The following is a 19,936-nucleotide window of genomic DNA, read 5'->3' on the forward strand; positions in this document are numbered from 1 at the left end:
TAAACAAAATACCAAAAAGAAAAGCCCCTTGTCAAGTCAGTCAAGGCGCTTCAGAACCGCTATTTCGTCGCAGCAGTGCTGCTTTTTGCAATGGACGCAATCGGTCCAAACCTTCTCCGGAAAAATCTCCTTGTTGACGACGGTGAAGCCGTTTTTCTCAAAAAATTTGTCTTCGTACGTCAAGGCCATGACCTTAGGAATGCCTTCCTTCCTCGCCTCATCCACTAGGAACTCGACGACCCGGCTACCGATGCCCATCCCCTTGTGCCCGTCCGTGACCCCGAGCGAGCGAATCTCGACGAGATCCGTCCCGAGCCTGAAGAGCGAGCCGCAGCCGACGAATTGTCCCCCCGCTTCCGCAATCACGAACGTATCTATATAGCGCAGGAGCGCTTCCCTAGAACGCGGCAGCATAATTCCTTTTTCCGCATATCCTTGAATCAGCTCATACAACGCGTCCACGTCATCCGCGGCCGCCTTCCGGCAAGTCACCGTCATGTTCATCTTGCATCCCACCCATGAATGTCGAGTTCGTACTGAAATATGTATAAATATACATCAGTACGTATGATTGAGCAAGCGTTTTTTCAACCATTCGGATGCAGGGGCACCGTTAAAAGGCCCTACCTTACGCTTCACTCAATCCTCCAGGAATTGCGCGAATACGTCGTTCCCGAACAGCAAGCCTTGCTCGGACAGCCGGTAACCCTCACCGTCGCTGATCAGCATCCCTTGCGCGATCAGACGCTGGAGCGGCGCGGCGAACACCTCTTGCAGCTCGCGGCCGAACTGCGCGCGGAACTCCTCCCGCTTCACTCCTCGCAGCTGGCGCAAACCCACCATCATGAAATCTTCCATCGCTTCCTGCTCGGTGACTTCGAACCGCTCGAGAATCGGGAGCCCCTGTCGCGTCGCCTCGATGTACGGCTGCACGCCCTTGATATTAACGTGGCGGAAGCCTCGCATATACCCGTGCGCCCCTGCTCCGATCCCGTAATAGCTCTCGTTGCGCCAATAGGCGGAGTTGTGGCGGCTCTGACGGCCCGGCCGGGCGAAGTTGCTGATCTCGTACTGCTCGTACCCCGCTTCCTTCAATCGACGCATGATCGTCAAGTACATCGCCAGCTCGTCTTCCTCGTCCGGCAGCGGCAGCTTGTTCTTGTGGTACAACGTGTGGAAGAGAGTGTTCTCCTCGATCTTCAGGCTGTAGATGGAATAATGCTGAAGATCGAGCGCCAGCGCTTTGTCCAGCGTGTCCTCCATAATCGCCGTCGTCTGCTTCGGCAGGCCGAACATGAGGTCGATGGACAAGTTGTCGAAGCCGACCGCCTTCGCGTTCTCGAGGCTCCGGTACACGTCGTCCGTATTGTGGATCCGTCCGAGCTCGAGCAAAAGCGCGTTGTCGAACGATTGCACGCCAAAGCTGATCCGGTTCACGCCGCCTTCCTTCATCGCATGCAGCTTCTCGAGATCGGTCGTCCCGGGATTCGCTTCCATCGAGAACTCGAGACCGGCCGCCTGATCGGGAAAATACGTCTGCACGAGCTGCAGAAACCGCCGCATCTGATCCGGCAGCAGCACGGTAGGCGTGCCTCCGCCGACGAATACCGTCTCGATCGCACGCGCCGGCACCTCGGTCACAGTCCGCTCCATCTCGCGCTCGAGGGCGTCGAGATAATCCTGCACCGGCTGCCCTTTCAGCACGTACGAGTTGAAGTCGCAGTAGTGGCACTTGTTCGTGCAAAAAGGGATGTGAATGTACACCGCCTTTGGCAGCTCCGTCTTTTGTCTCATCATTTCTTCCTACTCCCCCTTCCCGCGTGGAGGTTCCTTGTTTTAACTCCCCCACAAAAATCGACGAGGAGGCTTCTCGAGCCTCCTCCCCAAAAACTATGCGAAGCGCCAAGTCACAAAAGGTCTTAAGGAGCCGGAGCAGCGACCTCTTGCAGTCTTGTTTCTACATTAGCCAAAATTTCATCAAAGAAACCTGACTGCAACGGGAGCGCGGAGGCCCTTAAGTCCTGTCGTGACGTTATGCGCTTTAATGGTTTTGAGCTTTGGCACGACTACTCGTCGATTTTCAAGACCGCCATAAAGGCCTCTTGCGGAACCTCCACGCTACCCACCTGCTTCATACGCTTCTTGCCTTCCTTCTGCTTTTCGAGCAGCTTGCGCTTCCGCGAGATGTCGCCGCCGTAACATTTGGCCAACACGTTTTTGCGCATCGCCTTGACCGTCTCCCGCGCCACGACCTTATGCCCGATCGCCGCCTGAATCGGCACCTCAAACATTTGGCGTGGAATGATGTCCTTCAGCTTCTCGCAAATGATCCGGCCCCGGTTGTACGCCCGGTCGCGGTGCACGATGAACGACAGCGCGTCCACCTGTTCGTTGTTGAGCAGGATGTCCATTTTGACCAAATTCGAGCGTTTGTAGCCGGACAACACGTAATCGAACGAAGCGTAGCCTTTCGTGCTCGACTTCAGCTGATCGAAAAAGTCGTAGACGATCTCGGACAGCGGCATGTCGTACGTCAGCGTGACGCGGGTCGTGTCGAGATATTCCATGTTGAGGAACTCGCCGCGCTTGCCTTGGCAGAGCTCCATGATTGCACCTACGTAGTCGTTAGGCACGATAATGGACGCCTTAACGTAAGGCTCCTCCACGTAATCGATGCGTCCGGTCTCCGGGTACAACGAAGGATTGTCGATGTGCAGTACTTCGCCGTTCGTCAGCGTCACCCGGAAAATAACGCTCGGAGCGGTCGTAATGAGCGGAATGTTGAATTCCCGCTCGATGCGCTCCTGGATAATCTCCATGTGCAGCAAGCCAAGGAACCCGCAGCGGAAGCCGAAACCAAGCGCAGATGACGTCTCCGGCTCGTACTTCAAGGAAGCGTCGTTCAGCTCGAGCTTCTCCAGCGCTTCGCGCAAGTCGTTGTAGTCCGACGTCTCGATCGGATACAGCCCGCAATAGACCATCGGATTGATTTTGCGGTAGCCGGGCAACGGCTCGGGAGCGGGCCTCTTCGCATCCGTGATCGTGTCGCCTACGCGCGTATCCTTCACATTCTTGATCCCCGCCACGACGAAGCCGACGTCGCCGATCGTGAGCTCGTCCACGATAGACATGCGCGGCTTGAAGGCGCCTACCTCGATAACCTCGAACTCCGCGCCGGTGGCCATGAAGCGGATCGGGGTGCCTTTGCGAATCGTCCCGTCGACGACCCGCACATAAACGATGACGCCCTTGTACGCGTCATAGTGGGAGTCGAAGATCAGCGCCTTGAGCGGCGCATTCTCGTCGCCCTGTGGTGGCGGAACCTTCTGAACGACCTGCTCCAAAATCTCCTTGATCCCGATCCCGGCCTTCGCGGAAGCGAGCACCGCGTCGCTCGTGTCCAAGCCGATGACTTCCTCGATCTCCGCCTTAACCCGCTCGGGGTCGGCGCTCGGCAGGTCGATCTTATTGATGACCGGCAAAATCTCCAAGTTGTTGTCCAGAGCCAAATACACGTTGGCAAGCGTCTGAGCCTCGATGCCTTGGGCCGCATCCACGACGAGAAGCGCGCCTTCGCACGCGGCCATGCTCCGCGACACCTCGTACGTGAAGTCGACGTGTCCCGGAGTATCGATCAAATTCAGAATGTATTGTTCGCCGTCATCGGCGCGATAGTTCAACCGAACGGCCTGCAGTTTAATCGTAATGCCGCGTTCCCGCTCCAGATCCATCTGGTCGAGCACCTGCTCCTGCATTTCGCGCGAGGAGAGCGCCCCGGTAAACTCCAGGATCCGGTCGGCCAACGTCGACTTGCCATGGTCGATGTGGGCGATGATCGAGAAGTTGCGGATTTTTTGCTGACGTTCCAAACGTTCGGACATGCTGATCCCCCTGCGTTTCAAATACTTCCTATTATACCAGCAACGGCGAACTCCAGCAACGCGGCAGCCGTCCGGTACCAAGAAGCGCTCAGGGGAAGTGCGGGCGGGACTAATTCACCAGGCCGTCGAACAGCCCCACCACAGCTCGAATCGCAGAATGCGCCATGCCCTGCAGCAGATCGCCGATCCCGTTGCCGAGCTTGTTCACGCCGGAGTCCGCGCTGCCCGCAGGGAGGCCCGCTCCGGTCGGCGCATGCTGCCCGTTGCCCGCGCCAGTGCCAGCACCTGTACCCGCCCCCGAGACCGCCCCCGCTCCCGTGCCGGCGCCCGCCTGCGGTACCGGGCCGTTAGTGCCGGTTTTCCCGCCAGTCGCGGGCGCGGTGCCGCCAGTCTGCGGACGCGTCGCGCCGTTCTGCGCCCCGGTCTGGACCGTGCCGGCTGCCTGCGCCGTATTGCCGCGGCCGGGGGCGGCGCTCTCCACCGCAGGCAGACCCGCGTCCGCCGGGTAAACCGGTCCTTGGATCCGCTCCATCCCCCTAGTCGCGATCTCGACGCCGAAAAAGATACCGAAGCCGGTCATCAGCACAAGTCCGAGCAAAGTCAGTGTGTACCGGGACATCATCGTCCACTCTCCTCCCGCATGCAGCGATCCGTCTTTATCCGCCGGTTGGCCCGGCCTGCCGGTTTTTGCCTATAGAGACGCTTCCATTCACTTTTTCCGCGTCCCAGTAAAGATCCCCGATCACCTTGGCCAGGATGTCGGCCGTCCGGTTGCATTCCTCCAAGGTGTTGTAAGCCCCGCCGATCTCCAGCAGCATACTGTTCGGGGAGAGCGATTGATTGTACTCTCCGTGGCCTCCCGCCGCTTTATCCAGAATGCCTCTGGACAGCCCCGGATACTCCGCTTCCAGCCGGTCGTGCATTTTTTTGGCGAACGCCTCGTTTTGCTCCCAATGCTCGTTTTTCTTCCCGACGATGAAGTACACCTTCGCATAATCCGCGCCGCCGATCGTGGCGGTCGTGATTTTCCTGGCCGCCGAGTCCCGGTGGATGTCGAACAGAAACGTCAGCCGATCATTCGCGGCAAATGCTTCTTGAACCGTTTGCTGTGAATATTTATAGGAAAAGTTCCAATTGTAATCCGGTACCGTCGTCTTATAATCCGTGCCTGAGTGAATCGTCCCGATGCCGGCCTTCTCCAGCTGCTCGGCGAGCCTCCGCCCGACCTGCGTGATGTTCTTGTCCGCGCTCTCCGCGTCCGCCACCGTGCCCGCCTGCAGCTCCGGTACCCAAGATTCCCTCGGGTGGGAGTGATAGATGAGCACCGCCTTGCGGCCATTCGTCGTGAGCCCCGAAGCCGGCGTCACGGCAGGCGTTGCAGTCGCAGTTGCAGTCGCCGTCGGTGCAGGAGTCGGCGTGGCGGTACTCGCAGGCGTTTCAGAGGGAGCCGGGGTAGCCTGCGGAGTGGGGCTAGGCGGGAACCCTCCGCCTCCCCCTGCTGTGCCGGCCGGACCGCCAGCCCCCGTTCTGGGGCCCTGGGCTCCGCCCTGTGGCAAGCCTCGCAGCTCGCCCGCGAGCAGCGACCTCGGCTCCGACGGATTCACCTGCAGCCAGAGGCCGGTCAAGTACCCGATCACCCGCTTCCCGGCGAAGATCGAGCCTCCTTGCCGCGCCTCGGACAAGTGAGGCACCTCCAGGCTCATCATATCGAGGAAGAACGGCCGGACGACCGACGCCGCGAACCGCTGCATGGCAGGGGAAGAGCGCGCTCCGTCCTTGGCCAGCCATACCCCGGCAACGCCGACTGCCGTCAGGAGCAGGAACGTGAACGCCGCACAAGCGAGAAACGCCGCCCGTATGCCCCGACCCGCCCGCCAAAGCCCGAATAAATCCGACAACCAGTTTATGTTTCTCACTGCGCGACCTCCTTTAAAGTAGCCATCCGCGGGCCGACCGAGCTACATGTTTTTCTTGGCTGGCGCCCCGGAGCCGTTTACTTTTTCCGCTTGCTCGTCCTGCCGCACCAGCTCCGCGATCAGCTCGCCGAGCAAATCCGACGTGCGGTACATTTCCTCCAGCGAGTTGTACGGTCCGCCTACTTCGAGGAGCATGCTGTTCGGCGACAGGTGCTGGTTGTACTCTCCGTTGCCTTGCGAGGACTTGGCGTATACGCCCCGCGAGATGCCGGGGTACCGCTCCTCCAAAATCGTGTGCAGCCGGTTGGCGAATTCGGCGTTTTGCTTCCAGTTCGGGTTTTTCGTGCCGACGATGAAGTACACTTGTGCGTAATCTTTGCCATTCAGCTTCACCGTCGTCCGGTCTCGGGCCAGCGCATCGCGATGAATATCGAAGATCATATCGAGAGCCGAATGAGCCGCCATGGCCGTTTGTACCGTTTTGGCCGAATAGGCGTACGATTTGGCGTAGTTGAACCCTTTTTCCGTGCTGGGGTAATCCGTCGTCGACTGCAGCGTAGGGATGCCTAGCCCCTCCAGCTTGTCCTTCAGCCGTTTGCCGACGAGCGTAATGTTGATGTCGGAATCGTAAGCGCCGTCGGGGTCCTTGATCCCTTTGGAGGCGAGCTCGGGCAGGAACGATTCCCGGTTGTGCGAATGATAGAGGAACACTCTCGGTTCCTTGGACACCTCGTTCCCCGCCCCTCCCGGCGTGCCGGTCGTTCCACCCGCGCCTGCGCCGGTTGCAGGTGTAGGTGTCGGCGCGACCCCGCCGGATCCCGTTCCGGTGCCTGTCGTCGGCACTTGTGTGATCGCCTGCGGCAGCGGCATGTAATCGGCCGGGCCGTCGTTCACCTTCGTCGCTTGGCCGGAATACAAGAGCGCGCTTGTCTCGTTCGCGAGACCGGGAAGCTCGGCGGCCAGCAGGCTCTTCGGATCCCGGGCATTGACGCCGGTCATATATTGAAGCAGGAAATTGGCCGTATTGCCCGGCGACAACGCGTGTGCATAGCCGCTAGTGTTCATGAACGGCATTTCCATCGCTACCATATCGAGGAAGAAAGTGAGCGATAAGTTGGCCGCCATCCCTTTCATAGAAGAGATGGACGAGGCGTTATTCTTGTTGGACACAATCGAGAACAGACCGGTGACGATGAAAAAGGCGAGCGTTCCGACCGCCAACGCTGTCAGAAGTTTGCTCATGGTACGAATTTTGCGAACCGTCCGGTTCACTTTGCTCAGGTTTAATGTTGCGACTACCCATTTCATCCGATTCCCTCCCGCGCTCTGTGAATCTAGCTGATATTAATCTATGAAATCGGGAGGCTGAGTAGAACCAAGTCTGCAAAACTTCTAATCTATTACACCGGAGTCGCCAGTTGGCGAGAAGCCGACGATTCCCGGCGATCCCGGGTTAAGCACTCCTACAAAAAAACTCCGGCGGGCCGGTTAGGGCTGCCAGAGCTTGTGACTTACTTTTTAGACCGCTTGGACTTGCGGGGCGGGAATTTTTTCCCGTAGGCGAGCGCATACTTGTACATTTTGCGAAACTCCCTGTGGTCTTTCACGCGTAAAAACAAAGACAAGTCCGGGCTTGTGTTCACCTCGATGATCCAAGGCCGCCGGGATTTATCCAGGCCAACATCGAGGCCTAGCTCCTTGATCCGCTTGAACCGGCGCAGCATCGCGGACGAGGTTCTGAGGCCCACTTTCCGAAGCCGGCTGCGCAGCGCCGCAATCTGGCTCAGATTCATGCCGATGCTGCGGCAGACTCGGTCCATCGAGACAACGGCACCGCCATGGCGGACATTCGTGACGACGCCCCGCGATCCGGCCACCCGGGCCAGCATGCCCGTGACCTCCCATTTATGCTCGGGATTGGACTGCACCATTATGCGGAGATCGAACGGCCGCCCTTCATACCGGCACAGCCGAATTCCGCGCTGCACCAGATAGCGCTGTCGGCCGATCCTCGCCGCCTGCAGTGCGGTATAGAGCGCGCCGACCGAACGGTACGATCGCGTCCGGCTGCCCGACTGGACCGAGTATTTGCCTCCGGCTTTGCTCCTCCAAACGCGCATAACCCCGGTGCCATGATTCCCATGATCCGGCTTCACATAAACCGTGTTGTAACTGTTCAACATCCGTGTGAGGCTGCCGGCAGCGAAAATAGCGGTTTCCGGCACATAGGCGCGCACCCGGCGATCACGGGCCACCGCCTCGGTCCGGAGCCATTTGCTCCTCACATACTGAATGCTCACGAACGCTCCCCCTTCCGCGGGCCCCCATCAGGCTTATCGTTATGCTATGCGGAAGGAGCCTGGAACGGCTGTGCGGATGTCCGGCCGGGCGTCAGCGGGTTAACAACCTCGGTACGAGCGTGGAAAGCTTCACGAACTCGAACTGCTTGGAGAGCTCGGGAATGGACTCCCGCAATGCAGAGGCTGTGGTTTTGCCGGAACCGCCGACATGACCGATGGCAATGCATTGATTGGCCCCTTCGAGGTGCGTGAGGATTTTGCGCAGCTGCCGTTTCACATGGACTTGACTGACCGTGTCGTCAAGGAAGAGTTGATTTTCCACGACGGGGACCCCGACCTCTTGTCCGATTTTTTTCATCAAGCTGAAATAAGAGGTACGGCTGTCCAGGAAGAACAACCCCCTCTCCTTGCATACCTCCAGCACGATACGAGCCACCCGGGGATCGGTAGTGGCCTTGGAGCCCATATGGTTGTTCATCCCGATGGCATGCGGCACACTGTCGATCGCCTCGTTTACCTTCCGGCGAATTTCGTTGTCGCTCATCGCGGTCATGATCGCGCCCGGTCCCAGCCAGCTCTTCTTGCCCCGCAGCGGCTCCATCGGCATGTGGACGATCACTTCATGACCGGCCTTTTGCGCGAGTTCCGCGTCGCTCTTAGTTGTCGGCATGAACGGCATGATGGCTACCGTAATCGGAACCGGCATTTCCATCATTTGCTCCGTGCCGCTCATGCGATTGCCGAAATCGTCGATCACAATCGCGACCCGTTTCGTCGCCGCCGGAGCTTCGCCGGGAGTGATTGGGGACAATTCAGCCGGTGCGGCTTGAACGCCGCTCCGGGTTGCAGCCAGTATAGCCAATAGTACGATCAGAGCAGCCAACGTGTATTTGTTCGACTTGCGCATTCGAACCCAGCTTCCTTTCTTAACTAAGCTCCAGGCGATCAACGAGGCGTCTTAACGATGTCGATTAGACGCCACGGCGAGTCCAGGCTTGCTCTCGCTGCGGTGAAGGAAAACGTTTCTTTGGCGGACCGGCTTCCCTTGCGAGAGACAAGGGCGGTCTGCCGGACTTGTTCGGTCAATGCACCTTCCGAGAGGTCCGACCGTTCCCACTTATCCAGCTTGACCGCGGTTACGGTATCGAACTGCTTGTCCAGCGCTTTCCGGTCCTCCGGGGATAGGCCCGGAGTCGCCGCCGCCACGATGGCGTGATCGTGCTGCCCCAGTCCTTCCAGCAAGGCGGCCGCCAGCTCATAAGGCTCCAGACTCTCTAGATAGGCGACCAGTCTGCCGGCCGCTTTGTATGCCATCAATTGGTGCGCCATGTCCACCGAATCGGATTTGTGGGTCGTGCTCCCCCGGAAGTGGATGCAGAAATGTCCAGAAAAATTGTTGCCCGGGATGCCATCACCTCCATGCGGCATGCCGTGCATGGAAGCCGCCAACCGGTCGCCCTCGTCGGTAACGACCAGGATGGCTCTTCGCTTCCAGCTCCATTGTCCCCCGTAGATCCGTTTCATGATCGCCGTATCCGCCTTCGTCATGGGCTGAACGTCGGCATGCTGGCTGCCGGCCCTTCGCTGTACGCGGAACGACAGCCCCGTCTCAAGATCGGTCACTTGGAAGACGCTCTTGCGGGGCAGCTTGTTCCGAGCGTCCTTCCAATCGAGCAGCGTCCCGTAATGGCGCACCCTGAGTTCCAGCGCTTGCGCCCGCAGCCAGTTCCACGAGGATCGGCCGATCGTCCACTGCTTCCCCGTCCCGAGCTCGACGAGCAAATCCGGTGAAACCAGAGCTAGTCGCACCTCGCCCTCCGCGGACTGCACCACGAGCGCCGTATCGGATAGCGGCAGCAGCAGCTCGGTCACCTTATTACCGTCAAGCGGCGGGTTCGGCTCGCTCCGCTTCGCCCATGCTTTGCTCATTCGCGTCTCCGCGAGCGGCACCGAGCTGATCTGGGTCGCCACCGGGCTGGAGCGTACCTCGAGCCGGAACTGGACCGCTTCCGGGGCTCCGGTCTGTTCCGCCCGGTTCGGGTCGGCCGGATTTACGGGGCCTTGGCGCTCGGCCGCGATCAGCGAGCTGCCCGGGCCGGTCCCGAAGGCGGTCAACCACAGGCAGACCGCCATCAGCAGCTTGCCGATCGTATTCACCCGCATGGCGATGCCTCCTTTCCCTAACTTAGCTTCAGTCGTATCCTTAGTTTCCACACTTCTTTTTTGCTAATTCCAAGGGCTTTATACTTAACAGAAACACCCACATCGCCGCAGTCGACATAGGTGTCGTTTCAGTCCATTCCAGCTTTAGTGCGTGTACGCGGAGACATTGTCTTGATCGATCGCTTCGTGCAGCGCCGCATTCAACCCGCTCGCGATAATGTTGGCGATGTCCTCGATGAACTGATCGATATCCTTCGGCGTGACGAGCAGGTCGTGGCCGAGCGGATCGAGCACTTCCTTCACCATCTGCAGGCGGTCGTTCTCCTGCATGCCGTCGAGCAGGCCGAAGATTTGCTGAGTCGCGCTCGTCTGCTTCTTGAAATGCGAGAGCAGCATATCCATCGTGCTGTTGACGATGGTGGAGGCGTATACGACCGTAGGAACGCCGATCGCTATGACCGGGACGCCTAGAAACTCGCGCGTCAGCCCCTTGCGTTTGTTGCCGACGCCCGAGCCGGGATGGATGCCCGTATCGGCGATCTGAATCGTCGTGTTAACCCGCTCGAGCGCTCTGGAGGCGAGCGCGTCGATCGCGATGACGAGATCCGGCTTCGACCGGTCCACGACCCCTTGCACGATCTCACTCGTCTCGATCCCGGTAATGCCGAGCACCCCGGGTGCGACGGCGCTCACCTGTCGGTAACCCGGGCTGACTTGATCCGGCATCAGCTCGAAGAAATGGCGCGTCACCATGACGTTCTCCACCACGAGCGGACCGAGCGCGTCCGGCGTCACATTCCAGTTGCCGAGCCCGATAATGAGCACTTTAGCCGCCTTGGTGATGCCGATTTTGTCCAGAAACCCAGCGAATTCCTGGGCGAACTTCGTCGCGATCCGATCCTGGAGGTCGGAATCCTTCTCCCGAAGGCGCGGGACCTCGAACGTTATGTAATGCCCTATCATTTTGCCGACCGCGCGGGAGCCCTGCTCATTCTGAATATCCATCCGCGTTAAGGTGCAGTCCTCGTTTTGAATCGTTTCGGTGTGGACGCCGGGAATCGTCTCTCCGAGCGTCTGGGAAGCCATCTCTTTGGCTTCCAGGGCAAGGTCCGTGCGGACCGCGTACAATCGATTGTCCATGCTGCATTTCCGCTCCTTTCTTCCACGTGAAAACCCAGTTCTAGGTTGCCTAGATGCGGATTTCGTTATTCACCGGGCCCTTTTGCACTTAAGGGGTTTGCCTGTTTCCTGGTTGCTTTTTGCATGGGCTCGTGATAGAATATGTGAAGTTGTGCTTGAGATGAAGTAGCAATGGAATTGGCAATGTCTTAAGGAGGTGAACGCAATGCCTAACATTAAATCCGCAATCAAACGTGTTAAAACCAGCGAAAAGCGTCGTCTTCAGAACGCTTCCCAGAAATCTGCACTTCGCACTGCAGTGAAATCGTTCGAAACTGCTGCTGCGGGCCAAGACGTGGAATCCATGAAAGAAACCTTGCTCGCTGCTACGAAGAAGCTTGATAAGGCAGTGACAAAAGGATTAATTCATAAAAATGCGGCTGCCCGCAAAAAATCCCGCCTGGCGAAATTGTTCAACTCGATTTCCGCTCAAGGCTAAGGGTTGGAACATAAAAAGTCCTTTGCTTCCGCATTCGCGGCCGCAAAGGACTTTTTTCGTGCTGCACTTCTCGACTAGCCTTCCTTCCCCGTCTCCAGCATCCGGCGGAACGCCGGCTCCAAGCCATCCGCCATGCGCTGAAAGCCCAGATCCGTCGGGTGAACCCCATCCACCGTGCACTCGTCATAGTCGTTCCCCAGCAAGGTCCCACCGTCGAAAAATTCAATACGGCGGTCTCCCGCCTCCTGCAGCGAGGCTACCGTCTCTTGCGCGATGCTGCGTCGTATGTCGCATAGAGCAGCCAGTTCCGGTTCGAAACGATCCCGTGCATAGAGAATTCTCGAGCAGACCAGGATCGGCACGTCCGCATGACGCTCCCGGTAGATGCGAATGAACTCCGGCAATGTCCGCTGCAAGTTTTCCGCCGCCCCTACGTTCGCCTCATAATCGAGTACGAGCAGCGCCGGTCGCTCGATCTCCGATAAGATGTGAGCCAGTTCCGGCTCTCCTAAGCCGTTGCCGGAAAAGCCTACATTAATGAACTCGTACGGAATTCGACGGCTCAAAATGTTCGTATAGGACATGCCTGGACGGTTGGCACAGCCCCCCTGCGTGATCGACGTCCCGTAGACGATGATCTTCTTGTCGCTCGCGTAGGACGTCGGCGCCTCTAAGGATGCATCCGCCATCAGCCCGATGTACAGCTCCTTCACGCCGGTGTACAACGGGAAGTTGAGCGTGATCGGACGCGACTCGCCGCTCAAGCTCGGCCAATCGAACAATGGGGCCGTATATTCCGTTAACGTATGGTCGAATCGGGTCGTGCTCACGTACTTCATGGCGCCTATCTCACCTATGTAGCAGTCGAACCCGCACTGCCCGGTCGCGGGCATATGGTACATGGAACCGCTGCCCGTGAGGACGACCTTCACGAACAGCTTGCCCGAGTTCGTCCGGAAGCGGACTTGTCCGCCCGAGGTGCAATCCGCCAATTGATCGACCGGCGTGCGGATCGGATGCGAGGGCTTGGCGGGCAAGCGCCGGTACAGGCCTTCTTGCTCCAGCCAAGGGAAGCCGGCGAGCTGGAACGGCGCCTCCTTCGGCGAATACCAGCGAATGCCGTCCGTTTCCTTCTCCTCGAGCCTCATGTTCGGATCCAACTGTTGCACTTGCGATTTTTGCGGTTCAGCCATAATTCGTTCTCCCCCTTGTTCCATGAATGGCTTTCTTCCCTAGTTTCGTCTCATGGGGGGAGGATGTCAACAAAAAACTCAAGCCGCCAAACGCAGCAGGAACAGCTCCAAGCCCAGCACCTTGTCGATTTTCCCGCTTTTCAGCTTATAGTCCAGCTCTGCCAGCTCCTCAAGAATGCGAACGAGCTGCTCGTCCTTGTACTTCGTCCCTTGTTCGGCGGCGATCTTCACCGCATACGGGTGCAGCCCGAGCTGGCTCGCCAGCTGCTGCTGGGAATAACCTTGCCGGGACAGCTCCTTCACCTGCAGGATGATACGGAACTGCCTTGCGATGAGGAGCGTCAGCTTCACCGGCTCTTCCTTCATCTTAATTAACTCCTGCAGGATCGTGAACGCCCGCTGCAGCCGGAGCCGGACGATGTCTTCGATCAGGATGAACACGTTCTGCTCCGTCGTGCGAGTCACAAGTGCATCGACCACATCCCCGGTAACGCGACCGCCCTGCCCGACGTACAGGGACAGCTTCTCGATCTCGGCGGACAAGGTCTGGAGGTTGCTCCCCGCATACAGCACGAATTGATCGGCCGCTCCTGCGGCGAAGCTGAATCCGGCCCGTTCCGCCTGACGGCCGACCCACGCGATCAAGTCCTCCGCCGACAGCGCCGGGAAGGCGACGGAGCTGTCCTTGACCGCCTTCACCAGCTTCTTTCGCTCGTCGAGCTTCTCCGCATCGACCAAGAGGACCAGCACGCTGAAGTCGGATGGAGTTTTGAGGTAGTCGAGCAGCTTCTCCGGGTTGTGCTCTACCTTGGACGTATCCTTGGCTCCTGTCAGGAACACGGCGTTCTTCGCGATGACCAGCTTTTTCTCCGCCATGAAGGGAAGCGTGCCCGCATCCTCCAGGACGGTGTCCAGGCTCGTCTCGGCCAAGTCGTAACGGGAGATGGCGAACTCCCGAACCGCAGGATCGATCAGCTTGTCGGTTAGAAACTGGATGAATTCCTGGAGCAAGTAGCGCTCCGGACCGTAGCACACGTATAGGGGACGTGCGCCTCCCTTGGCGATTTCCCTCGCCGCCGATTTATAATCCATTCGTCCGCACCTTTTTCTATAGTCAATTGTCCGTGCTTCTGCAATCATAGTAGCAAAAACAAAAGGATCACGTCAAAATCCGTAGATTTTGGACGTCATCCTTTTGTCCCAGCACATCTATATAAACACCGTCAGGAGGGTCCTAGGCACTCCTGGCGAGTGGTCATACAATGTCAGCGGCGTGTGCTTTGTTACTATAGCATACGTACCGGTTGACGTTGTGTGCATGGATTTTCCCAACTTATTTTGCATCCGTCTCCGCCGTCTCCTGCTTCTTCACGATGTCGATGAGAAACGTTTTCTCGCTCTCGCCCTGCACGACCGTGTAGGACACCGACGTAGCGCTTGCCCAGCGGTTCAACCGGACCGCATCGAGCTCAGTCCACACTTGCTCGGAGGCGTAGACGAGCGTTTTCTCGTCGGAGGACTTGATCGTGACCCGATGCGAGACCGTGTCATAGATGGCAAGGTATTGCCCATCCGGGGAGGCGAGCCGGAGCACCGGCGGGAGCGCGGTGAGCCCCATCGGGGGCCGCTCAGGAGACGGAGTCACCGTGGCAGGCCCACTTTTGCTCTTGTCGTCCGCCGAGTCTGAGCCGGTCGTGCCTGGCGCCGATTTGTTGGAGATACTGCCGGACGTGTCGGCGTTAGGATCCGGCGTCCTAATCGTGGGCTCGGAACTCGCCTCGAACTTGTCGGCGATCTCCCCCCCTACCGGGCCTTCCGTCGTACTCGACGCATTCGCAGCGTTCGAAGCATTCGTCGAGTTAGAAGCGTTAGAGGCGTTCGAAGCGTTCGCGGCATTCGTCGCATTCGTATTCGGATCCGTATTATATAGCTCCGCCGAACCGGTCGGTCTAGGCGCTCCGGTGATCGACACGCCGTCTCCTTTGCTCTCTCCCTTACCCTCCGCCGGAGTGAACGTCGAAGATGGAGTCGGCGCGATGAGGAGCGGCTGGCTCGAACCGCCCGATATTGGTACCGGGGTCGACGACGGCGTCGGGCCGCCTGCCGGTTCTTGGAGCATCGGCGCCACCGGCGAAGTCGTGGAGGCCGATCCCGACGCGGCTGCCTGGCTGCCTGCGCTTCCGGACGTTATCTTGGAGGCAAGCTGATCCTGCTGGCTCGCGGCCTCTGACGCCTTCGACCTCATACTCGAAGCGGTCTCTTGCGATTGCCTCATCAAGGTGGCATCGTCTGCCTGCTGCTTCGTCATCCCGTCTTGATTCGTTATGAACAGCGCCAGCATGACGCCGGCGGCTACAACACCGCCAACCGCGCCGAGCGGGAACGTCCGCTTCAGCCGACCGAGCCAGCCTGCAGGCGAGGCGTGATGGGCGGCGCTCGTCTGGCCTTCGGTTACGCCCTGCGCCGATTCGGAGCGCAGGCGGTCTATCTCGTCCAGCCTAGGAAGAATCGCGTCTACCAAACTGATCGGCGGCATCACCTTCGGCAACCGGGCTAATTCAAGCGACAGCTGCTGGAGTCGGGTATACATCTCGGTACATTCGCTGCATCGGCTTATATGAGCCAGCATAGCCTCGCGCTCCGAATCGTCCAAATCATGATCCAGGCTGCGCTGCATCCAATCCACCGCCTTTTCGCATGTCATCCCCGCACACCACCTTTCTGATAATCACGGAGTAAAGTTTGAAGCTGCTGCCTCGCGCGGAACAAGTAAGACTTCACGGTGTTCAACGGCAAATCTAATGAATCGGCAATTTCGTTATAGGAGAAATCCTGCAAGTAGCGCAGAACTACGACGGCCCTGTGGTGATCCGGCAGCTTGTCGATCGCTTCCTGGATGTCCTTGGCCACGTATGTAGCTAGCATCTCGTCTTCCACATCCTGCGTGGAGGTGAACACCATATTATGCTCCTCGATGGAAACGGTCGTCTTCGTCCGGCGAAACTTGTCTATGCATATATTGGTGACGATCCGCTGTACCCATGTTTTGAACTGGGCTTTTTCCTCATAGGACGTAATCTTGGTATACACGCGAATGAGCGCTTCCTGAGCCGCATCCTTCGCGTCCTGTTCATTGCCCAGGATGTAGTAGGCGGTTCGATATATGTGTGATTCGATCTCTCGCAATAGGGTTATAAGAGCGTCGCGATCGCCCGATTGGGCAGCTATGATTAATTCCTTCGCTACCACAAGGTTCCCCCTCTCTTGCAACATTTTAAACGAGCCGGATAGGAAAAAGGTTGCACCCGCCCGTATATTTCCACTAAATCATGCAAAAAAAGACGCGACCTAAAGGAGACTAATCCGCTCCCCGCGCGGTATCTCCGGTAAGCGCGTCCGGCACTTTTTCTTCCAATCTTAAGGCGGCTCTCATCCATTTTATCAGAAATGAGACAATCGAACCATGAAATCCCCAAAGCGCGATCAAACAAAAAATTGGCTCATCCAGACGACCCACTTCGCGCCGGGAATGAAGAGCGCTTGCGCCAGAACGGTGCCGAAAAACCTCGAAATCACGAGCATGAGAACCATATGGTTCATCTGGGCGCCGGCCTTGCGGCCGGACAGCACCTGGTCGGTCAACAGCGCTACCTTCGGGTCGATCGTAAGCGCGAGCAGGATCGTGGCGATCCCGTTGATCATCCCGGAGGACAGCGTCGTCGTTGTCGAGCGATCCGGGCTGAGCAGGCCGGCGTACAGAGCGGACAGAACGCCGACCGTGTAGATAGCGGTAATGACCGTATTCAGCACCAGCAGCCGCTTCGGCACGCCGCCCAGCCGGAAGCTGTGCACGAACGCCAGGCGCGGGCTGCGAAAATAGTGCTTCACCGCTCCGAGATGCTTCGCTTGCAGCGCTTCCTTCAGCAAGTAGGGCACCGAGCCGCTGGCGTCGAGACGCAAGATCGCCCGGGCGAAGACGGCGACGAAGGTCGGCACGAGCAGCGCGCCCGCGACCGTACCGAGAGAAGCCGAGCCGAGAATCCAGCGGAATTGTTCCCTCACCAGCTCGAGCTGGCCGGTCCGCATCGCCCGGTCGACCAGACTCGCGATCAGCACCATCTGAACCATATTCGCCGTCCGGGAGAAAATGACGATAATGTTGAACAAGGAGAAGGCGCTCGCCAGGCGGGCGGAACGGGTGCCGGCCAGACGGGCGGAGTAAGAGAGTGTCTCGATCGCGTTGATGAGCAGGGTGAAGAGCAGGATGAGCAGCAGCTTGTCGTTCATACATCCGCCCCTTTCTCGCATCCAATGGAAAATCCTTGTACTCATTCTCTCAGCTACGGCGAGTAAATACAAGTAAACAAAAAAAAACGACCTAACCGGAAGCAGCAGTTGGTTAAGCCGTTTTTTTATTATACTTTTCCTTGGAAACTGTCAATTTGCGTGAGATGTCTGAGATTAGGCGATCCCTTTTCACTTGGAACCCAGATCTCTCACATGTTTAACTTCTTTATCGACACGCCCCTACCCCTTCAAGGCACCGGCCTGCAGCCCGCTGACGAAATATTTTTGCAGGAACAAAAACATGACGATCACCGGCGCCAGGACGAGGATGAACCCGCCGAACAGCAAGCTCAAGTCGGTCTGCCCGAGGTCGGAGAAAAACTTGTACAGGCTCAGGGTGACGGTCGGATATTGGTTGGACGTGAGCAGCACGAGGGGCAGCAGCAGATCGTCCCAAATATGCACGAAGTGAAAGATGAACAGCGTCGCGCTGATCGGCTTCAGCAGCGGGAAGATGATCTGCACGAACAGCCGGAGCATGGAGCAGCCTTCGATCTTGGCCGCTTCCTCCAGCTCGATCGAGATGCCCCGGATGAACCCGACGAACATGAAGATGCTGAAGGACGACAACACGCCTACGTAAACGGCCGAGATGCCGAACAAGTTGTTGTACAAATGAAACTTCTTCAACACAAAGATCAGCGGAATGAACGCCGCCTGGATCGGCATCATGATAAGCGAGACGTAGAACCAGTAGATCGTCCGGAAAAACCAGTGCCGGATGCGGGCGATCGCATAGGCGGCCATCGAGGAGAACACGATGACGTACGACAAGCTGAGCGCCGCGATCCCGAATGTGACGGCATAAGCCTTCAAAATGTCCATCGCATGAAAGGCGCGCACGAGATTGTCGATCCCGACGCTGAAATCCGGGAAGGCGAGCGGCCTCTGCTGGATCTGCTCGTTGGACTTCAAGGCATTCACTGCGATCAAGTAGAGCGGGATGCTATAGAGAAAAGCGCCCAGGAGGACCGCCCCTTCGAACAGTCGTTTCTTCATACGCGGGTTCATTCGTAGGCCCTCCCTTCATAGCGCTTCGTCACCGCGACGAACACCAGCGTAATGAGGAGGACGAACACGACCAGGATGAACGCGGCGGCCATGCCATAGGCGAGATCGAGCGATTGGAACGCATTGCGGTAGATCCGGATCGCCAGCGTCTCGCTGGCTCGCGCCGGACCTCCTCCGGTCAGCGCAAACGGCAGATCGAACAGCTTGAGCCCCGCGGCAAGGCCGATCAGTGTGTTCACGGTAATGCCCGGCGCGATCATCGGCAGGATGATGGTAAAAAATTTGCGCGCAGGGGAAGCCCCGTCTACGATAGCCGCCTCCTTAATCTCGGCCGGCACGAACTGTAATGACGCCAGGTAGACGATCATGATCGGCCCGGTCAGCTGCCACACGGCGACCAGAATAATGGTGAAGGCGACCGTATCGGGTGAATCGACCCACAGCACTTTGACCGAATTCCCCATCAAGGAACTTAGCAGCTTGTTCATAAGCCCGTTGTTCGTATCCAAAATATAGCCCCAGACGTACGCCCCCAGCACGATCGGCAGCAGCTTCGGGAAGTAGAACAGCGACCGGAGCAAGTTGCGCGTCTTGAACGCCTGGTTGACGGCCAGAGCGAGCAGCATGCCCAGGATGTTAGTCAGCAAGGCAATCGCGAGCCCCATCCAGAGCGTGCGGTACATCGTGCTGACAAACGAGGCGTCCGAGAGGATCCGCTTATAATTTTTCAAGCCGACGAACCGATAGTCGCCGAGACCGTCCCAATTCGTCAAGCTGTAGTACATCGTCTGAAAGACGGGCACGAGCATAAACGTGAAGATCATGACGGAAATCGGCAGCAGGAACAAAATGCCGGTCCAGAACGTTTTGAGGTTGTGAATGCCTTTGAGTCTCATGGGCCTCCCGCCGAACATCGGACTTATTTTTTGATTTTATCGTTGTACTCCTTGACCCACTCGTCTGCCGCTTTGTTCACATCGCCGCCGAAGGTGACCGCTTGCGCCGTCTCGCTCAGCTTGATGAAGACCGGATTCGTCATCGGGCCCAGATTGGCGAACGTAGACACGCGGCCCGACTTCAGCCAGTTCTGCGTTTCGGCGAACACTGGCAGCACCTCGCCGACACCCGGCATCGCGGACATGTTCTGCTTGGCCTTGATGATCTTGGCGAAATTGTCTTTGCTGAAGAACCAATCCATAAACGTTTTCGCTTCCTCGATATTTTTGGACTTCGCATTGATGGCTAGCCCGTCTTCGATCGTATAGATGTAGCTGTTGTCTTTGTCCGCCGCGTACGGCAAGTTCATAAAGCCCCACTTGAAGCCCGGGTTTTGCTGCTCGATATTGGCCGACGACCACGTCCCCCCGAGCACCATAGCCGCTTGGCCTTTCGCGAATGCCTGGAAGCCCTGTTCGATCGAATATGTGAAGCTGCCGGTCAACACGTACTTATTCAGCTTGTTGAAGCGGTCATACCCTTCCAGCAGCACGTCCTTGTACTTCGTCCA

At 58.1% G+C, this 19,936-nt stretch carries 19 protein-coding genes; 1 reads left to right on the top strand and 18 read right to left on the bottom strand.

Annotated elements, in window-relative coordinates; all coding sequences use genetic code 11:
* Nucleotides 1-36: 36 nt before the first annotated feature.
* The 10 genes from ACI5FR_RS11980 to gpr all read right to left on the bottom strand — a co-directional run bounded on the left by ACI5FR_RS11980 (nucleotide 37) and on the right by gpr (nucleotide 11,400).
* A complete protein-coding gene (locus ACI5FR_RS11980) occupies nucleotides 37-504 on the bottom strand; it encodes an N-acetyltransferase (protein ID WP_405454683.1) in 468 nt (155 codons plus the stop codon).
* Between the two features lie 135 nt (nucleotides 505-639).
* Complete coding sequence (gene hemW / locus ACI5FR_RS11985; protein WP_405454735.1) at nucleotides 640-1,794, bottom strand: radical SAM family heme chaperone HemW; 1,155 nt, start codon at nucleotides 1,792-1,794, stop codon at nucleotides 640-642.
* 272 nt (nucleotides 1,795-2,066) lie between these two features.
* Entirely contained in the window at nucleotides 2,067-3,881 is a 1,815-nt protein-coding gene (gene lepA / locus ACI5FR_RS11990; protein ID WP_405454685.1) for a translation elongation factor 4, read from the bottom strand.
* A 109-nt stretch (nucleotides 3,882-3,990) separates the two neighbouring features.
* Nucleotides 3,991-4,503 (bottom strand): hypothetical protein, encoded by a 513-nt coding sequence (locus tag ACI5FR_RS11995; RefSeq protein WP_405454687.1) that lies wholly within the window; start codon nucleotides 4,501-4,503, stop codon nucleotides 3,991-3,993.
* Nucleotides 4,504-4,537: 34 nt separating this feature from the next.
* The gene (gene spoIIP / locus ACI5FR_RS12000) at nucleotides 4,538-5,797 is read right to left on the bottom strand and encodes a stage II sporulation protein P (RefSeq protein WP_405454689.1); all 1,260 of its coding nucleotides are present in this window, start codon (nucleotides 5,795-5,797) and stop codon (nucleotides 4,538-4,540) included.
* 42 nt (nucleotides 5,798-5,839) lie between these two features.
* Nucleotides 5,840-7,105, bottom strand: a complete 1,266-nt coding sequence (gene spoIIP, locus ACI5FR_RS12005; RefSeq protein WP_405454691.1) for a stage II sporulation protein P — start codon at nucleotides 7,103-7,105, stop codon at nucleotides 5,840-5,842.
* Between the two features lie 203 nt (nucleotides 7,106-7,308).
* Entirely contained in the window at nucleotides 7,309-8,097 is a 789-nt protein-coding gene (locus tag ACI5FR_RS12010; protein WP_405454693.1) for a YheC/YheD family protein, read from the bottom strand.
* Between the two features lie 91 nt (nucleotides 8,098-8,188).
* On the bottom strand, nucleotides 8,189-9,004 hold the full coding sequence (locus ACI5FR_RS12015; protein WP_405454695.1) for a divergent polysaccharide deacetylase family protein: 816 nt from the start codon (nucleotides 9,002-9,004) through the stop codon (nucleotides 8,189-8,191).
* A gap of 38 nt (nucleotides 9,005-9,042) precedes the next feature.
* Entirely contained in the window at nucleotides 9,043-10,260 is a 1,218-nt protein-coding gene (locus ACI5FR_RS12020; protein ID WP_405454697.1) for a hypothetical protein, read from the bottom strand.
* A 144-nt stretch (nucleotides 10,261-10,404) separates the two neighbouring features.
* Nucleotides 10,405-11,400: a GPR endopeptidase gene (gene gpr, locus ACI5FR_RS12025; RefSeq protein ID WP_405454699.1), complete on the bottom strand. Its 996-nt coding sequence runs from the start codon at nucleotides 11,398-11,400 to the stop codon at nucleotides 10,405-10,407.
* Between the two features lie 205 nt (nucleotides 11,401-11,605).
* On the opposite strand from gpr, the gene rpsT reads away from it, so the two are divergent.
* Nucleotides 11,606-11,878 (top strand): 30S ribosomal protein S20, encoded by a 273-nt coding sequence (rpsT, locus tag ACI5FR_RS12030; protein ID WP_405454701.1) that lies wholly within the window; start codon nucleotides 11,606-11,608, stop codon nucleotides 11,876-11,878.
* Nucleotides 11,879-11,952: 74 nt separating this feature from the next.
* On the opposite strand, the gene ACI5FR_RS12035 is transcribed toward rpsT, so the two are convergent.
* From ACI5FR_RS12035 to ACI5FR_RS12070, 8 genes are all read right to left on the bottom strand, one after another.
* Nucleotides 11,953-13,071 (bottom strand): SGNH/GDSL hydrolase family protein, encoded by a 1,119-nt coding sequence (locus ACI5FR_RS12035; protein WP_405454703.1) that lies wholly within the window; start codon nucleotides 13,069-13,071, stop codon nucleotides 11,953-11,955.
* Between the two features lie 78 nt (nucleotides 13,072-13,149).
* The gene (gene holA, locus ACI5FR_RS12040; protein WP_405454704.1) at nucleotides 13,150-14,163 is read right to left on the bottom strand and encodes a DNA polymerase III subunit delta; all 1,014 of its coding nucleotides are present in this window, start codon (nucleotides 14,161-14,163) and stop codon (nucleotides 13,150-13,152) included.
* Between the two features lie 241 nt (nucleotides 14,164-14,404).
* Complete coding sequence (locus tag ACI5FR_RS12045; RefSeq protein ID WP_405454706.1) at nucleotides 14,405-15,775, bottom strand: anti-sigma factor family protein; 1,371 nt, start codon at nucleotides 15,773-15,775, stop codon at nucleotides 14,405-14,407.
* Complete coding sequence (locus tag ACI5FR_RS12050; RefSeq protein ID WP_405454708.1) at nucleotides 15,772-16,320, bottom strand: RNA polymerase sigma factor; 549 nt, start codon at nucleotides 16,318-16,320, stop codon at nucleotides 15,772-15,774. Before ACI5FR_RS12050 ends, ACI5FR_RS12045 begins: the two co-directional genes overlap by 4 nt.
* 234 nt (nucleotides 16,321-16,554) lie before the next feature.
* The gene (locus ACI5FR_RS12055) at nucleotides 16,555-17,358 is read right to left on the bottom strand and encodes a lipid II flippase Amj family protein (RefSeq protein ID WP_405454710.1); all 804 of its coding nucleotides are present in this window, start codon (nucleotides 17,356-17,358) and stop codon (nucleotides 16,555-16,557) included.
* 240 nt (nucleotides 17,359-17,598) lie between these two features.
* Complete coding sequence (locus ACI5FR_RS12060; protein ID WP_405454712.1) at nucleotides 17,599-18,429, bottom strand: carbohydrate ABC transporter permease; 831 nt, start codon at nucleotides 18,427-18,429, stop codon at nucleotides 17,599-17,601.
* Nucleotides 18,426-19,325 (bottom strand): carbohydrate ABC transporter permease, encoded by a 900-nt coding sequence (locus ACI5FR_RS12065; RefSeq protein ID WP_405454714.1) that lies wholly within the window; start codon nucleotides 19,323-19,325, stop codon nucleotides 18,426-18,428. Before ACI5FR_RS12065 ends, ACI5FR_RS12060 begins: the two co-directional genes overlap by 4 nt.
* Before the next feature lie 23 nt (nucleotides 19,326-19,348).
* Nucleotides 19,349-19,936 (bottom strand): ABC transporter substrate-binding protein (locus ACI5FR_RS12070; protein WP_405454716.1); only part of this gene is annotated, 588 nt, incomplete at its 5' end.

The organism is Paenibacillus sp. HJGM_3 (assembly GCF_045062745.1).
Lineage (GTDB): Bacteria > Bacillota > Bacilli > Paenibacillales > NBRC-103111 > Paenibacillus_AA.

Coding starts and splice junctions, on each gene's coding strand:
- ACI5FR_RS11980 (WP_405454683.1), bottom strand. CDS start 504: ATGAACATGACGGTGACTTGCCGGAAGGCGGCCGCGGATGACGTGGAC.
- hemW (WP_405454735.1), bottom strand. CDS start 1,794: ATGAGACAAAAGACGGAGCTGCCAAAGGCGGTGTACATTCACATCCCT.
- lepA (WP_405454685.1), bottom strand. CDS start 3,881: ATGTCCGAACGTTTGGAACGTCAGCAAAAAATCCGCAACTTCTCGATC.
- ACI5FR_RS11995 (WP_405454687.1), bottom strand. CDS start 4,503: ATGATGTCCCGGTACACACTGACTTTGCTCGGACTTGTGCTGATGACC.
- spoIIP (WP_405454691.1), bottom strand. CDS start 7,105: ATGAAATGGGTAGTCGCAACATTAAACCTGAGCAAAGTGAACCGGACG.
- ACI5FR_RS12015 (WP_405454695.1), bottom strand. CDS start 9,004: ATGCGCAAGTCGAACAAATACACGTTGGCTGCTCTGATCGTACTATTG.
- ACI5FR_RS12020 (WP_405454697.1), bottom strand. CDS start 10,260: ATGCGGGTGAATACGATCGGCAAGCTGCTGATGGCGGTCTGCCTGTGG.
- gpr (WP_405454699.1), bottom strand. CDS start 11,400: ATGGACAATCGATTGTACGCGGTCCGCACGGACCTTGCCCTGGAAGCC.
- rpsT (WP_405454701.1), top strand. CDS start 11,606: ATGCCTAACATTAAATCCGCAATCAAACGTGTTAAAACCAGCGAAAAG.
- ACI5FR_RS12035 (WP_405454703.1), bottom strand. CDS start 13,071: ATGGCTGAACCGCAAAAATCGCAAGTGCAACAGTTGGATCCGAACATG.
- holA (WP_405454704.1), bottom strand. CDS start 14,163: ATGGATTATAAATCGGCGGCGAGGGAAATCGCCAAGGGAGGCGCACGT.
- ACI5FR_RS12045 (WP_405454706.1), bottom strand. CDS start 15,775: ATGACATGCGAAAAGGCGGTGGATTGGATGCAGCGCAGCCTGGATCAT.
- ACI5FR_RS12055 (WP_405454710.1), bottom strand. CDS start 17,358: ATGAACGACAAGCTGCTGCTCATCCTGCTCTTCACCCTGCTCATCAAC.
- ACI5FR_RS12060 (WP_405454712.1), bottom strand. CDS start 18,429: ATGAACCCGCGTATGAAGAAACGACTGTTCGAAGGGGCGGTCCTCCTG.
- ACI5FR_RS12065 (WP_405454714.1), bottom strand. CDS start 19,325: ATGAGACTCAAAGGCATTCACAACCTCAAAACGTTCTGGACCGGCATT.